The sequence below is a fragment of the Corynebacterium tuingiense genome (genome assembly GCF_046718165.1).
GTDB lineage: Bacteria > Actinomycetota > Actinomycetes > Mycobacteriales > Mycobacteriaceae > Corynebacterium.
Map to the genome: position 1 here is coordinate 1,668,733 of NZ_CP177101.1, position 14,542 is coordinate 1,683,274.

Annotated in this window: 13 protein-coding genes; 2 read left to right on the plus strand and 11 right to left on the minus strand. The window is 55.7% G+C overall.

Going from position 1 to position 14,542, the window contains the following annotated elements:
• Nucleotides 1-32 precede the first annotated feature (32 nt).
• A complete protein-coding gene (locus tag ACLI1T_RS07955; RefSeq protein WP_349887297.1) occupies nucleotides 33-1,220 on the plus strand; it encodes a glycosyltransferase 87 family protein in 1,188 nt (395 codons plus the stop codon).
• Here the strand turns inward: ACLI1T_RS07955 and ACLI1T_RS07960 are convergent.
• From ACLI1T_RS07960 to ACLI1T_RS07985, 6 genes are all read right to left on the minus strand, one after another.
• Nucleotides 1,126-2,217 (minus strand): acyltransferase family protein, encoded by a 1,092-nt coding sequence (locus tag ACLI1T_RS07960; RefSeq protein ID WP_232208503.1) that lies wholly within the window; start codon nucleotides 2,215-2,217, stop codon nucleotides 1,126-1,128. The two genes, ACLI1T_RS07955 and ACLI1T_RS07960, sit on opposite strands and share 95 nt — an antisense overlap.
• Before the next feature lie 65 nt (nucleotides 2,218-2,282).
• Nucleotides 2,283-3,023 carry a lysophospholipid acyltransferase family protein gene (locus ACLI1T_RS07965; protein WP_023023112.1) on the minus strand — a complete coding sequence of 247 codons (741 nt, stop codon included), beginning with the start codon at nucleotides 3,021-3,023 and terminating at the stop codon, nucleotides 2,283-2,285.
• A 23-nt stretch (nucleotides 3,024-3,046) separates the two neighbouring features.
• Complete coding sequence (locus tag ACLI1T_RS07970; RefSeq protein WP_023023114.1) at nucleotides 3,047-3,979, minus strand: ROK family protein; 933 nt, start codon at nucleotides 3,977-3,979, stop codon at nucleotides 3,047-3,049.
• 38 nt (nucleotides 3,980-4,017) lie between these two features.
• Nucleotides 4,018-5,121 (minus strand): glycosyltransferase family 4 protein, encoded by a 1,104-nt coding sequence (locus ACLI1T_RS07975; protein WP_411702363.1) that lies wholly within the window; start codon nucleotides 5,119-5,121, stop codon nucleotides 4,018-4,020.
• On the minus strand, nucleotides 5,122-6,165 hold the full coding sequence (locus ACLI1T_RS07980) for an NlpC/P60 family protein (RefSeq protein ID WP_349887295.1): 1,044 nt from the start codon (nucleotides 6,163-6,165) through the stop codon (nucleotides 5,122-5,124). It abuts the gene before it with no gap.
• 122 nt (nucleotides 6,166-6,287) lie between these two features.
• Nucleotides 6,288-6,917, minus strand: coding sequence for a C40 family peptidase (locus tag ACLI1T_RS07985; protein WP_023023120.1), 630 nt, complete (start codon nucleotides 6,915-6,917; stop codon nucleotides 6,288-6,290).
• 1,117 nt (nucleotides 6,918-8,034) lie between these two features.
• Between ACLI1T_RS07985 and ACLI1T_RS07990 the strand changes: the two genes are divergently transcribed.
• A complete protein-coding gene (locus ACLI1T_RS07990; protein ID WP_349852659.1) occupies nucleotides 8,035-8,553 on the plus strand; it encodes a hypothetical protein in 519 nt (172 codons plus the stop codon).
• A 607-nt stretch (nucleotides 8,554-9,160) separates the two neighbouring features.
• Here ACLI1T_RS07990 and ACLI1T_RS07995 read toward each other — a convergent pair.
• The 5 genes from ACLI1T_RS07995 to ACLI1T_RS08015 all read right to left on the minus strand — a co-directional run bounded on the left by ACLI1T_RS07995 (nucleotide 9,161) and on the right by ACLI1T_RS08015 (nucleotide 14,527).
• Nucleotides 9,161-10,783: a cytochrome b gene (locus ACLI1T_RS07995; RefSeq protein WP_023023124.1), complete on the minus strand. Its 1,623-nt coding sequence runs from the start codon at nucleotides 10,781-10,783 to the stop codon at nucleotides 9,161-9,163.
• Nucleotides 10,783-12,003 (minus strand): ubiquinol-cytochrome c reductase iron-sulfur subunit, encoded by a 1,221-nt coding sequence (locus tag ACLI1T_RS08000; RefSeq protein ID WP_411702364.1) that lies wholly within the window; start codon nucleotides 12,001-12,003, stop codon nucleotides 10,783-10,785. Before ACLI1T_RS08000 ends, ACLI1T_RS07995 begins: the two co-directional genes overlap by 1 nt.
• Nucleotides 12,000-12,887: a c-type cytochrome gene (locus ACLI1T_RS08005; protein ID WP_005283937.1), complete on the minus strand. Its 888-nt coding sequence runs from the start codon at nucleotides 12,885-12,887 to the stop codon at nucleotides 12,000-12,002. Before ACLI1T_RS08005 ends, ACLI1T_RS08000 begins: the two co-directional genes overlap by 4 nt.
• Nucleotides 12,888-12,943: 56 nt before the next feature.
• Entirely contained in the window at nucleotides 12,944-13,555 is a 612-nt protein-coding gene (locus tag ACLI1T_RS08010) for a heme-copper oxidase subunit III (protein WP_369707792.1), read from the minus strand.
• Between the two features lie 540 nt (nucleotides 13,556-14,095).
• Nucleotides 14,096-14,527: a cytochrome c oxidase subunit 4 gene (locus ACLI1T_RS08015; protein ID WP_023023132.1), complete on the minus strand. Its 432-nt coding sequence runs from the start codon at nucleotides 14,525-14,527 to the stop codon at nucleotides 14,096-14,098.
• Nucleotides 14,528-14,542 lie beyond the last annotated feature (15 nt).

The window sequence follows — 14,542 nt, forward strand, 5'->3', positions numbered from 1 at the left end:
CCCCGCGATCGCGCCACTGTAAAGTTTTGCGGGTGAGCAGAACCGATAATAAAGCCCTGTGGACCACCGCCCTCCCCTTAATCCTGTCCGCGCTTGCGGCGCTGTGGTGGATTATCGATATTCCTGCCTTATTCTCCGGCGATTTTCGCGCCTTTTACCACATTGACCTCGATGTTTACCGCGAAGGTGGTGCCGGCTTCGGCAGCGATCTTTATGACCGCGACTATTTCGTAGGCACCGACCGCAACTTTTCCCTGCCATTTACCTACCCACCATTTGCGGCCCTGCTCTTCGCCCCGCTGCAGTGGATCCCCCTTACCACTGCCGCCGTGATGATCACGATCCTCTCCGCAGTCGCATTGTGGGTCTGCATTGCGCTGGTATTGCGCTCCCTCAACTGCCAGGAATGGACGGCCTGGGCGCTTTTTGCCGCCATGCTGGCCGAGCCGATTACACAGACTTTTAGCTTCGGCCAGATCAACATCCTGCTAACCGCACTCGTGGTCATCGATTTGCTTTGGGTGAAAAAGGCTCGCGGCGTTCTGACCGGCATCGCCATTGCCATCAAGCTAACCCCCGCCGTCTTTTTGGCCGTATTCTTCGTCCGCCGCGAATGGAAGGCCTTCTTTACTACCCTGGGTTCCTTCGTGGCCGCCGGCCTCATAGCCTTTGTTGCCAATCCACATAGCTCGATTGAGTATTGGACCTCCACCTTGCGCGATTCCGAGCGCATCGGCGGCCTAGCCTATAGCGCCAACCAGTCCCTGCGCGGGCTGTTTACCCGCTTAAGCCCCGATAACGCAGAAACTCTGTGGCTCATTGGCGTGATCGTCGTCATCGCAATTGTGTGGTTTGCCATGGAGCGCCTTTCCCACGGCAATCAAGTCGTGCTCATGCTGCTGGCGGCATCCGTTTCGCTACTGTGCTCCCCCGTATCGTGGTCGCACCACTTCACCTGGCTGGTATTAGCAGGCGTCTACTTGGTTGCGAGCCGCCGCTGGTTCCTCGCCGCGCTCACTTGGCTATCGCTATTTGCCCGCGGACACTGGCAAGTTCCGCATACCGAGGACCAGGAACTAGATTGGACGTGGTGGCAGCACATCGTTGGCAATGACTACGTCATTATTACCGTGTTGTTGGTTGTTTGTTCGCTACCATTGGCTCTACGGCGGGGCGGCGCCGATCGATCCGCGGCGGAACCAGTGTCCAGCCAAGGATAGGGACCTTCCCCAGTGCCCACAGCGCCAGCGAAGAAATGGCCGTAAAGATAAAGCACATACCGATCCAGAACCACGTGTTTTCCAGCGGCCACGCTCCAGCCAAGGACACGACATAATCGTGATGCGCCATGTAGTACCCATAGCCCACGGTCAAGCCAATAGGGTGCGACAGATAAATAGGTAGCGTGTGCCGTCCGACGAACTTCACGCCTTCTGCAATCCACGGAATATGGCTAATGAGCACGGCCCCAATAATGCCCGCAGGCACCTCCAGAGTCTGTTCCACGAGGCGCACTAATAGGTTGATATCTCCCCAACCCAAAAAGTCCGCGCCCAGCAGGGGCCAGTTAAAAGCAACATCAGCATCGTTGCCGTCCCACACATGGCGCAGGGCCAGGCCTGCACAATAAGCGCCGATGGCAGAGGCATAAGCTCCAACACTACGCATGCTCCACGAGCCGTGGAACACCTCTTCTGCAGCAGTGGCGAAACGCGTGATTGGCTCGCGAAGATAGGCGGCGCCTACAAAGATGGGAAGGAACATAATGGCTTTGCCAATAAACTGAAATTGTTCCTGCCACGGAATAAAAAGCACGGGAGTAAAGCTCAGTCCAATTCCTGCCCACGCCGGTAAGGCACGCACACACCACAAAAATATATTGAACAAAATGAGCGCGTGGATAAACCATGCCATCGTATGACCAAGCAAAAGATTTTGCACCATCTCGGTCATACCCATGGAGGAGTCACCGAAAACCCACTGGTATTCCAGCTGTTTGGTCATATGCTCCACGGACATCCACACCAAATAAGGGATGAGGAAAAACCAGAGCCGGCGGGTAAATAACTCCGCGAAACTATAACGAAAGACTTTATAAGAGAAGTAGCCGGAGACCAGAAAGAACAGAGGAAGGCGCAGGGGGTCGAGAAAGGTATTGAGAGTTGCTAGCCACGTTTGTTCGGCCTCTGGCACCTTCAGCGTGATGTGCAGGAGCACCACGCCGATGATAGAAATTCCTTTTGCGGTATCCGGCCACGCTAAGCGGGCCTGAGGAATTGCAATTACCTCCCTTTAATCTCCGCACCGGCGGGGTACCCGTGGCCGGCCTTTAATGATTCCTTTACATCAGCCGCATAGACATCCACATAGGGATTGCCGGAGAGCTCGGCTAATGTCCCCATGACCATGTCCGTGAACGCGCGAATGGTCTCGTGCTGCTGCGGATCCATGCCGTGTTCGCGCGCCCAATCGTGCGGGTAAATGGGGTCTCCCACGCGCACTCCCACCTTGGCGGGACGGACAATCCACGAGCCGATCGGGTTAGCCTTGCGGGAATTGATCATGGCGATGGGATACACCGGCTGATTGGTCTCCATGGCAATACGCCCCATCCCGGTACGCCCCTTGTACACACGTCCATCAGGGGACCGCGTGCCCTCTGGGTAGATACCAAAGAGATCACCGCGCCCCAAAATTTTCCGCGCGGTCTCGAGCATGGCCTGGCTGGCTGATTCATGATCCCGCTCGATGGGAACTTGCCCGACGGAGCTAAAGAACCATTTCTGCATGCCGCCCACGAGCCCGGGGGTGGTGAAATACTCCGACTTGGCCAAAAAAGTAATTTGGCGCGGGCACAGCAGGGGGAAGAAGAAGGAATCCATCACCGCTTGATGGTTAGACACCAAAATCGCGGGTCCCTCAGCAGGGATTTTTTCCATCCCTTCTGACCAAGGGCGGTTCCATACACGCAGGGCGGGACCGAAAAAGATGTGCTTAAACGCCCAGTACCATTTGTTTTTCATCTCCAGCTCGTCCTTCGCTCATTCTAGTGGCCGCGGCGGGCCAGGTCAGCTACGCCAATCATACCTGCTGCCGAGCCCAATTCCGCGGTTGCAACGCGAGCAAGGGGACGATGCCCAGCACCGACGATATCCCGGCTCATGGCCGCGGTGGCTTCCTCTAAGTACATATCTGCGTCTTGGGACACCCCGCCGCCAATTACAATGAGCTCTGGATCGAGCACATCAGCCACGATGGATAGGCCTTGACCCAACCACTGCCCAAAGTTCTCCATTACCGCAATACCGAGTGGGTCTCCCCCACGCGCCGCGCGTGCAACCTGCTCACCGGTGGGATACGGCGGCAAGGAGGTCTCATAGTCTGACCGCAGTTCGCGCGCGGTATCCGGCAGGGCCGTGCCAGAGGCATAGCGCTCCAAGCAGCCCCGTTTGCCACACGAGCACTGCCTGCCATTCGGCACCACAACGATATGGCCAAATTCCGGAGCCGTTCCAAACGCGCCGCGATAGATGGTGTCTTGGGTCATCAAGGTAGCGCCGATGCCGGTGCCGACCGCAAAAAATACCCAATCCTTCGCGCCACGCCCCGCGCCAAAACGCCATTCTCCCCAAGCTGCGGAATTGGCATCATGCTCCAGCCGGACGTGCAGACCCAAGCGCTCCGCGAGATTTTTCCGGACGGGCGCATTCCGCCACGGTAGGTGCGGGGCGAAGCGGACGGTCTCACACTCTGGATCCAAAAATCCTGCAACGGCAAGGCCCACCGCGCCCACGGGATATTCGGCGCGCAGCTCCTCGACGATTGCCACCAAGTCATCATCAAGTTGGCGCGGGTCCCCCGAGGTTGGCATAGTGCGACTCGCGAGGATTTCTCCGTCTCGAGTAATTACTCCACCGCGCACATTGGTGCCACCGACATCGAAGCCGATAGTAAGATCGGCGGAGTTGTTTTCAAGCATGGATATCAGAATATACCGACAACCGGGCCAGGGTCACATCAAGCCATAAGCTTTCTCAGCCGTTGCCCCATGATCTCCCAGCTCCAGTGCTTTTCGACGTGCCTGCGACCCGCCTGCCCCATACGAGTACGCATTTCTGGCGAGCGCAAGAGCGCTTTCAAAGCATCCACGAGCTCATCAACGGACGCGCCCTTGACGACGATCCCTGTCTCCTCTGTAACAGTCTCCGGTGCTCCCCCAGAATCACCTGCAACAACCGGGACCCCGCATGCTTGTGCCTCTAAGTAGACAATTCCCAGGCCCTCCACGTCCAAGCCTCTGCCGCGGGTGCGAGCTGGCATGGCAAAAATATCCGCAGCATGAAGCGCGGTTTCAATGCTGGGGGCCGGCTGAATCACCGCATCGGGGCAATACATCTCCGCCAATTCTTGTAAAGCATCGTGATAACGCCCGCGCCCAATCAACATCAGCTGCACATCGGGAAATTCTTCTCTGACCTGCGGCATTGCCCGCAATAATTGGTCTTGGCCCTTGCGCGGGACTAACCGGGAAATGCAGACGATGGTAGGCCCGCTCACCCCGAACTCCGCCTTCGCTGCTGCGCGCTGGGCAGGGGTTACGGGAGAAAGCGTTCCAAGGCTGACCCCAGAAGGCAAATGAGCCCACTCTGGGTGTGGGCCAAAAGGCCCGCGCAGGCGCCGCAGAGTGTAACTCGAGATATATGTAATGACGTCGGCGTTATTTCCTATCAACCGCAGGCACTGCCGGGCCAGCGGGACCATAGACCAGCCCACCTCGTGGCCATGCGTCGTTGCCACCACGCGGCGCGCCCCTGCCTGGCGCGCGGCCTTGCCCATGAGCGCCAGCGGTGCTGCCGCACCAAACCACACAATGTCAATGGATTCTTGCCGGATAATCTCCTGCATGCGGCGTGTGGTTGCCGGGGTGGGCAGCATCACGCGGTGTGGCCACCGAATGACTTTATAGACGACCGAGGCGTCATAGTCCTCGGGCGGCTCTTGGGTTGAAGCGAATACTACGACATCGTCTGGGTCGAGCGCTTCTAGGTAGTCCCGCAGGTAGGACTGGATTCCTCCAACTTTGGGAGGAAAGTCATTCGTTACCAGCAGTATGCGGGCCACTTAGAATCGTGCAGTCCCCGAAATAGGCATCGAGTTAAGCGGTACGACCTGCACCGGCACGCCATAGGTCGAGGCGTGTACTACCTGGCCGTTGCCAATGTACATACCAACGTGGGTAACTCCTGGGTAGTAGCCCACGATATCGCCAGGCTGCAGCTGGTCAACCGGCACGGACGTACCACCGGAAATTTGTGCCTGCGAGGTGCGCGGAATGGTCTTTCCAATCTGCTGGTATGCCCAATACATCAGGCCAGAGCAGTCGAACTGGTTCGGGCCGGCAGAACCCCAGCCGTAGGGCGAGCCCAACTTGGACAGAGCCGCAGAGCTAGCGCCATCGGCGATCTCTCCCAAGTCGAAATCCGGCTTATCCGTGCCACCGAATTGTCCTTCCCAGGCCTCCCGCTGCTCATCGCTCAGCGCATCCACCTGAGCTTCGATGTCGGCCTGCTGCTCCTCCAACGCATCCTTTTGCTTTACCAGCTCATCGCGCTGCTTTTCGAGGTCCTTCTTTTCCTCGCGCACCTTTTTCGCAGCGTCAGCGGCTTCTTGCTGAACCGCTTCAGCCGTTGAGGCGGCATCCGCCTTGGCATCGAGGGTGCGTTGCGCCTTGCGTGAAAGCGCGCCCAAGTACCCCATGCGCTCTACGGCGTCTGCTGGGTCTTCTGCGGCCAGAGCACCTGAGACAGCAGAACGGGAGTCTCCCCGGTAACGAGACTGTGCCAAATCGTCCACGCGGCCTTGCTGCGTAGAGACATCTCCCTGCGCGTCGTGTACGCGTTCTTGGGCCTCAGCAGCGTCTTGCTCCGCCTGAGCGACCTCTTCTTCCTTAGCCGCGAGCTTATCTTCTAGCTCTTTGACTTCCTCATTCTTGGCCGAGACCTTACGAGCGACCTCTCCGACGCGATCCACCAGATCGTCTACGTTTTCAGAGGTAGATTCTTGGTTCGGTTCCGCCTCTTGCGCGATAACTTGCGGGATGCCAGAAAAAGAAGTGACGGCGAGGACTGCGGTTAATGCAGCAGCTGGGAGCACACGTTTAGACACGAGAAGACCTTCAACTCAAAATTTTCAAAAATCGAATTTACTATAGCGGGTTTTAGCCACCGTCGCACAACAAAACCCTCCCCTTTTTGCGCAAAGGGAAGGGCATGTCATCTCACTGCCAATTAGAAACGCACAGCGTTGTTAATCGGCATGTAGTTCAAGTCGCGCTCCTGCACAGGGGTGCCGGAGTTGAGCGCGTCGATGATGGTGCCGTTGCCGGTGTAGATACCGACGTGGGAAGCGCCACCGTAGTAGGAAATGATGTCACCAGGCTGGAGCTGGTCCAAGGAAACAGGGGTACCGCCAGCGGCCTGAGCCTGGGAGGTACGCGGAATCTGAACGCCAGCCTGGGAGTATGCCCAGCTGGTCAAGCCGGAGCAGTCGAAAGCGTTAGGGCCAGCAGCGCCGTAAACGTACGGCGAGCCGAGGACGGAGCGTGCAGCTTCCAGAGCCTTCTGACCAACGGTAGACGGCGCCGGAGCAGCCTGCTGCTCTGCAGCAGCGACGAAGTTGTCGCCACCCTGGTTGGAAACCTGGCCCAAGGAGGGGACGTACTTGTCAATGTTTGGGACCTGGTCAATGTTCGGGACGTTTTCCAGACCGGCAACCTCGAAACGGTAGTCGGTATTAGGAACAACGACCTCGGCAGCCTGAGCGACGCCTGGGGCGGCGACAGCTGCGGTTGCAGCGATGGCTGCAGTAGATGCGATACGACGGGTATTTACAGTGCCCTGACGACGGTGCTTTGCCACGAGAAAAACTCCAAATCTTCCTACGCGTCTACTTTCCATATCGAAAAGCTCTGACCCTGGGGCCTAGTGTTCATTGGAGGACCGTTCCTTTAGGCCTTCCTCCACTCGGCCCCTCACTAGGAGGAGCCAGATGCGACGCTTTAAATTTTCATTTCGTATTGAGCACCTTTTCGGGCGGTAACTCAATGTCTCGAATAGGTTACGAAATCATCACAATCAATGTCCATTCGCAATCCGAGATCCGGCTTCGTTACACGTTCGTTACCTTATTTTGACCAAGCCGAGACAAAGGCCTCATAACGAACATTCAATAAAGCTATTATTGAGTTTTAACGGCTATACACTGCAGAAATGGCCAAAATTCACACACGTCAGGCCTGGCAAGACGGAATTTGAAGCTAAAGTTAAAAGCGCCGAAAATTCTATATGTGACATTCGTCACCTGCTCTTAGGTGTGACCCCTTCAGTGTCACTAGCCTAATTCTTTAACAGTGCCTCCTCATTCAACAAACTACTTAACCGCAGCCGGCAACTGGCTCACTTTGCCTGGGATATGCGGAGCATAAACTAAGCTCCAGTCCCCCTCCCGCGACTCAAGACAGGGTGCTGCCCGTCTATGCCCCGCCCTTCAACGGGCAACATCGGAGCATCCCCCTTACGTAGCAAGGTTCTGCGGAAAGTGGTTTTCTTAAGCTCACTTAGAAATATGTCTCCCCGCCCCACCGTTCCGCATGGGTTCTCCTACTATCCCCAAAATTTTGCAGTTGTATCTTCGCCTAGAACGAACTACCTGACATCAATCCCAGCAAAATTCCCTGTCAACCCCCGTACATGTATGCAGCGAAGGCGACAGTCACGTTAGGTGCGCTAATAACACCTGCGCGACGGAAGTAATGGATGCACGCGGCCCCAAGTGCTCCGTTCTACAACCACATTGGTCGCCGTAAACGATGCATCAGCTATCCCACAAGGCGGAAGTGCCCAGGGCCTAGGTTTGTTAAGCTGAAAATTAGCTGTCCCCGTACTGAAATTCAGCTGAAATTTTACAAATACTACATTACCGTGACTGGAGAGTCACGGATTGCTACACAAATTACTTACAAGAATGGAGAAGAGAATGCGTAAATCGCTTACTCTAGGAGGCGTCTTACTGGCCACTTCACTTGCAATTACTGGCTGCGGGTCCTTTGGAGGGCCAGAAAAGGCTCTAAAGAATGCCGCCGACGAGCAAATGGAAGTTCACACAAGCCTGTTGGAAGCTGCTCAGCAACACCAATCTGGCGACAGCAAAAAGGCCGAAGAATCGGCACACGACTGGGTAGACCAAGCTAATGAATTCCAGACAGATTATCTCTGTAAAGGGCAGCGGAACACAGTATCCCCAGATGAAGTTGTTGCAACAGTCCAAAGCATGAATCCCTCAGATGTTCCAAGTGAAGACGAGCTCGAAGAGCTAAGGGACAAGAAGGACGATGCGGTCAAAGATCTAGAAGAGTCTGAGTCCTCGTCCGACGATGAAGCCTATGTGACTTCAGATAACGAAGAATTTGCAGACTATTTCAATACCAGTGAAATTCAGTTGAAGAAGGAAGATGGAGACTGGAAAGTTTGCGACAGTTCTTTCCAGCTCTTCTAAACGGTACTCCGGAGAATCAGTTGTTGCTTGTTGCCTTCTCATAAAGCAATATTTGGACTACGAGATTGATGTAGCCCATTGATCGTTGGGGTTACTCTCATCGACTCGCTAACAAAGTAGAAAAGGCCCCCGTTGTATCGGATATAGGCCAGCACTACTCCCCAACAAAAGCATCGGATTCAGACGCCAATCGCACCGATGCTTTTGAATACTGCCTGACGAATCCAGTTGGCTCGCCAGGCAGTTCTTTAGTTTGCTCTCGAGATCATCAACCATGCGCATTAGGCGCGAAGTACCCAGCTTTTACGCAAGCTTTCGCGGGGAAACGTCTGCAGGCCTTCAGCAAGAGCTGAGACTATATATTTTCATTACTGAGATCGCTTAACCGGCGAACTTCTCGCAGCCTCCTTAGAAATCAGTGCGCGAAGTTACCTCTTCCAATCCATACGCACCAGCCTCCTGAAGAAGGGCCTGCGGTAAAGAACTAAGACAGCAGGACCGCCCACATCAAACAATAGATTCAAAACAAATAAGCCCGCTGGCCGCCTAATTTCTGGCGACAGCGGGCTTATCTAGTGAGCGTGTATCGAGCTACCCCAAGGGAAGATTAGATGCGGCCGTTTTCCTCGTCATCACGACGATTAGCCTCATTGAGGCGGCGGAACATCTCCGCTTCCTCTTCGTGGTTCTCCTCGTGAATCTCGTGAACGCGACGCATGAGTTCCGGATCATCTGGGCTGAAGGTGCCCTGAATCTCGGAGTCCGCGTAACCAAGGTGGTTAAGTTGCTTTGGCACCTGAGCGCCTGCGTACTCAAGCGGTACTGCATGGCCGTCCTCGTCAACCGGGCCAAGCGGCTGGTGGACTTCAATAAAGGCACCATTAGGCAGCTGCTTGATAACACCAGTAGCGATACCGTGTTCGAGCACCTCACGGTCAGAACGCTGCAGACCAACACAGATGCGGTAGGTCATGAAGTAGGCAATCGGCGGCAAGATAATCAAGCCGATACGTCCCACCCAAGTCATCGCATTCAGCGAAATCTGGAAGAAGTGCGCAACGTGGTCGTTACCACCGGACAAGGTGACCAACAAGAAGAACACGATTGCTGCAGCACCAATTGCGGAACGGGTAGGAACGTCACGCGGACGCTGCAGAAGATTGTGGTGCGCATCGTCACCAGTGAACTTCTTCTCCAAGAACGGGTAGGTGATTAGCAGTACGACCATCAGGCCACACAACAATGCGACCCAGAAAGCGGAAGGAATCGTGTAATTGCCCAAGTACAGCTCCCAAGCCGGCATGACACGAGCCACACCGTCTGTCCAGAGCATGTAGATATCGGGCTGGGAACCTGCAGACACCTGGGAGGGGTTGTACGGACCCAGCAACCAGATAGCGTTGATGGTTAGCAAACCGGACATCAGAGCCAGCACACCAGCGACCATCATGCCCATACCAATTGCCTTAGTTGCAAAGACCGGCATAATGCGGACACCGACAACGTTGTTTTCTGCGCGACCCGGTCCAGGGAACTGGGTGTGCTTCTGGAACCAGACCATGATCAAGTGGGCTGCGATAAGGCCCAAGATGATGCCTGGGATGACCAGAACGTGGAGGATGTAGAAGCGGTCCAGCATCAAGTCGGACGGGAAGTCGCCGTTGAAGATGGCCCAGTGCAACCAGGTGCCGATAATCGGCAGCCCCAAGATGATGGCGGACATAATGCGCAGACCGACACCGGAAAGCAGGTCATCCGGCAGGGAGTAACCGAGGAAGCCCTCGATCATGCCCAGCAGGATAAGGGTGCAACCAATAATCCAGTTGGCTTCGCGCGGACGACGGAAAGCACCGGTGAAGAAGATACGCAGCATGTGCGCAACCATCGACATCATGAACAGCAGTGCTGCCCAGTGGTGCATCTGGCGAACGAAGAGTCCGCCACGTACCTCGAAGGAAATATCAAGGGCCGTTGCGTAGGCGCGCGACATCTCAACGCCGTTCAGCGGTGCGTAGGTGCCGTCGTAGATGACCTTCGTAATGGAAGGGTCAAAGAATAGCGCCAGGTATGTACCGGTTAGTAGAAGAATGATGAAGCTGTACAGCGCCATCTCACCGAGCATGAAGGACCAGTGGGTCGGAAAGACCTTGTTCAGCTGCGTCCTTAGCACGCCGGCGGCGCTGTAGCGCTCGTCCATGTTGTTGCCCATTTGGGCGAGTTTATTGCTCATTATGACTTACGCTCCCAGAATGCCGGACCGACAGGCTCAATGAAGTTGCCTTCTGCAACAAGGTAGCCCTCATCGTCCACCGTGATGGGCAGCTGTGGCAGAGCACGGGCGGCCGGGCCGAAGACCGGCTTACCGTAGTGCAATGCGTCGAACTGCGACTGGTGGCAGGGGCACAGGATTCGGTTGGTCTGTGCCTCGTACAACGACGTTGGGCAACCAATGTGAGTACAAATCTTGGAGTAGGCGTAGTAATCGCCGTGGTGGAAGTTTTCCTGCCCCTCACGCTCGATCGCCTTCTGCGCATCGGAGTGGCGCAGACGAATCAACATCACAGCGTTGCGGTTGCCGTGGATGGAGTGCATGTGGTGCTCGTATACGTCGCGCTTAGCGTCGTACTGGTCACCATCGTTGACGTCTTCTTCCGCGAGCGGGAAGACGGTTTCCATACCGCCGGCAGCCAAGTCCTCGGGGCGAACGCGCACTAGGCGGGTAACGCCTTCGGTGGTGTAGTGTTCGCCGGACTCGCCGGAGTGCTTCTCAGCGATGGTGCCGGTGTCACGAGCGAGGTAAAGCTTTACGCCTTTCTCGTGCATCGTCCAGCCGGAGGTCCACAGCGTGCCGTCACCGGCGTAGTTCACCTCGTGGCGAACCTTCCATGGATTGCGGATTGCGCCGCTAAGCGGGGCGATAACAGTCAAGCCGAAGAGAACGCCTGCACCACCGAGCAGACCTTGGATGGTCTTGCGGCGGCCGAGAGTGGAGGTCTTCCAAGAATCGTTCAAGAGAGCGGTAAGAGTACGGCGGTCAACTTCTTCGGAAGGACCATCGTGGCGACGCTGCACGGAGATTTCTTCCGGCAGGATCTTCTTCACGTACTGAACGATGGCAAAGCCGAGTCCGAAAATGGACAATGCAGCGGTAATACCAAGCAGCGGGGTGTAGAGAGTGTGCCAGACGAGGCCGTCCTCCCCTAGCTGCTTGTACTGCCAAGGCCAGAAGAGGTAGACGCCCAAGAAAGCCAATCCGCCGATAACGGAGAGTGCCAGCCAAATGGCGACATTGCGACCCGCACGCTTTTCCGCGGGGTCACCTTCAACCGGGAAACGCTCCTTGCGGAACGCTACGGTGACATCATCGAGCTCGGTACCAAGTGCAGCAAGTTCATCATTGCTCATCTTATCGAGCTCTGCGTCAGTGTAATTCTTTTTCACATTGCTCATGAGCGCGATCCAATCCACATAGCAGCGGCGCACAGTGCGCTGATACCAATAATCCACATTGCCAGGCCTTCAGCCACTGGGCCGAGACCGCCAAGGTCCCAACCGGCAGGAGACGGAGTCTCTTCTGCAGACTTCAAGTAGGCGATGATGTCCTTCTTTTCATCTGCAGTCAGCTGACGGTCAGAGAACTTTGGCATGTTCTGCGGACCAGTCAACATTGCCTGGTAGATTTCCTGCTCGTTAGCAGGTGCCAGCTCCGGGGCGTACTTACCGGAGGACAGCGCGCCACCCTGACCGGTGAAGTTGTGGCAGGATGCGCAGTTCATGCGGAAAAGCTCAGAGCCCTTGGCAACGTCTTCGGCCTGAATCTGGCCGTTGTAGTTGGCGCCGCGAAGGGATTCTTGGGCGATGCTTCCATCGTCGTTGTAGACAATGTCTGCGCCGCCGCCGTTAGCAGCAACATAAGCGGCCAGCGCCAAGGTCTGCTGTTCGGTGTAACGAGGAGCCTTGCGCTCTGCCTGTGCGTCGTTGGACATCATCGGCATACGGCCGGAGTGAACCTGGAAGTACACAGAGCCGGCGCCGATACCTACGAGAGAGGGGCCACGGCCTTCGATGCCTTGCAGATTGGCACCGTGGCAAGTGATACAAGCGGTGTCGTAGATGTCCTTACCCTCTTGCACGAGGGCTTGATCATCTTTTTCCGCCGTAGCGACCTGAGCGTCAGGCGTCAAGGCAGAGGCCAAGACGCCAGCGCCGGTCAAACCGATGGCCAAAGCAAAGCCACCTGCAAGGGTGCGCTTCGCCTTGCGGCGACGGCGGGTCTTCTTAGCCGAGGCAGTGGTCTGCTCCACTGCCGCGGACTGCGAATTGTTATCCATCATTTTCCTTTAGATAACTCGAACACGGGAGGACTGTTTTGGGGAGAGGGTCGCCGACACTACTGAATCAAGTAGATAACGGTGAACACACCGATCCACACAACGTCAACGAAGTGCCAGTAGTAGGACACTGCCATCGCGGCGGTAGCCTGTGCCGGCGTGAATTTAGACTTAGCGATACGCGCCAGGATGATTGCAAAGGAAATCAAACCGGCGGTTACGTGCGCAGCGTGGAAGCCGGTGATGATGTAGAACACCGAACCAAAGACGCTGGACTGTACCGTCACGCCTGCGTGAATCAACTCAGCCCACTCAAACGCCATGATGCCCAGGAAGACAACACCCAATACCAGCGTGATGGTGTACCAGAGTCGAAGCTTGTAAACGTCACCCCTTTCTGCGGCAAACACGCCGAACTGCGAGGTCACGGAGGAAGAAATCAACACTGCAGTAATGAGAAAGCCCATTGGCAGGTTGATATGGGCAGTGTGCTCTGCCCAATCGCCTTCCTGGCCGTTCGCTCGCGAGGTGAACCACATCGCGAACAGTCCGGCAAAGAACATCAATTCCTGAGACAGGAACACGATGGTGCCCACGCTGACCATATTGGGTCGGTTCAGCGAGGCAACACGTGGTGCTGTCATACCTTGGTTAGAAACTACGCTCGTCACAGTGGTAATTATGGCTGTTCTGGACGCTAAAGTCACTTCAATTCCCCCCGCTTCCTCTATTCGGTTTTCACTAAATTGCCAGCTACCGATAAGGAATATCTTGAGGCCTATCAAGATTAATAACGCGGGAACTTTTTGCATTCTTTTACGACGGGACATCAACGCAGGTGACGCCCTTAAACTTCATCTATGGCCACGATGCCCACCGTTTCAACTACCTCGCTCACGTTGATTCGACCCTCTTCCGCAACCGGTTTCAGCAAATTTCTTAGAGATATAAATCACACGACGGTTTCCGGGGAAAATCGCTCTTTTGCAACTTTCGGTTGACCCCCGCAGAAATTGCGGTTTACGTGCTACGATGCGCTTTTGCTGCCCACTTAAAGCCTGGGCGCAGCCCCTCTCCCCCTCCCATAAAGAAATTGTGGAACCTCGGGAACTTTTCTATTTGATTTACGACGCGGATCGCCAAAGCCCTCCTCACCACGGCGTGGTGAGGAGGGCTGAGAAGTTTTGGCAGTGGTTGCGACTAGCTAAGTACTAGTGCTTTTCCTTAGGCAGGCCATACTGCAGGGACAGGCCGGCGCAAGCTGCAATCAAGCAGACAGCGCCCAAGGCGATGAGCCAGTAGTAAAGGAAGATGACGCCTAGGCCCAAGAAACCGATGGAACCAGCCATGGCCAGTGGCCAGATGGAGCTCGGCGAGAAGAAGCCCAAGATACCAGCGGAGTCTTCGGTCTCTGCTTCTTCCCAGTCTTCCGGTAGAACGTCGCTGCGGTTATCGGTGAAGTGAAGGTAGCCGCCCAGCATAAGGCAGAGCACGACGGAGAGGAACATACCCACGATGCCAACCCACTCGGCGCCGTAGAGGTAACCATCATCCTTCACGAGGGTGACGCCAAAGATGTAAACAATCAGCGAGACGAAAAGGTAAGTCGCGATTGAGTAAAAGACTTTCGATGTTGCACGCATTGTGTAATGTCCTTA

Coding starts and splice junctions, on each gene's coding strand:
- ACLI1T_RS07995 (WP_023023124.1), bottom strand. CDS start 10,783: ATGAGCAATAAACTCGCCCAAATGGGCAACAACATGGACGAGCGCTAC.
- ACLI1T_RS07990 (WP_349852659.1), top strand. CDS start 8,035: ATGCGTAAATCGCTTACTCTAGGAGGCGTCTTACTGGCCACTTCACTT.
- ACLI1T_RS07970 (WP_023023114.1), bottom strand. CDS start 3,979: ATGCTTGAAAACAACTCCGCCGATCTTACTATCGGCTTCGATGTCGGT.
- ACLI1T_RS08000 (WP_411702364.1), bottom strand. CDS start 12,003: ATGAGCAATGTGAAAAAGAATTACACTGACGCAGAGCTCGATAAGATG.
- ACLI1T_RS08005 (WP_005283937.1), bottom strand. CDS start 12,887: ATGATGGATAACAATTCGCAGTCCGCGGCAGTGGAGCAGACCACTGCC.
- ACLI1T_RS08015 (WP_023023132.1), bottom strand. CDS start 14,527: ATGCGTGCAACATCGAAAGTCTTTTACTCAATCGCGACTTACCTTTTC.
- ACLI1T_RS07965 (WP_023023112.1), bottom strand. CDS start 3,023: ATGAAAAACAAATGGTACTGGGCGTTTAAGCACATCTTTTTCGGTCCC.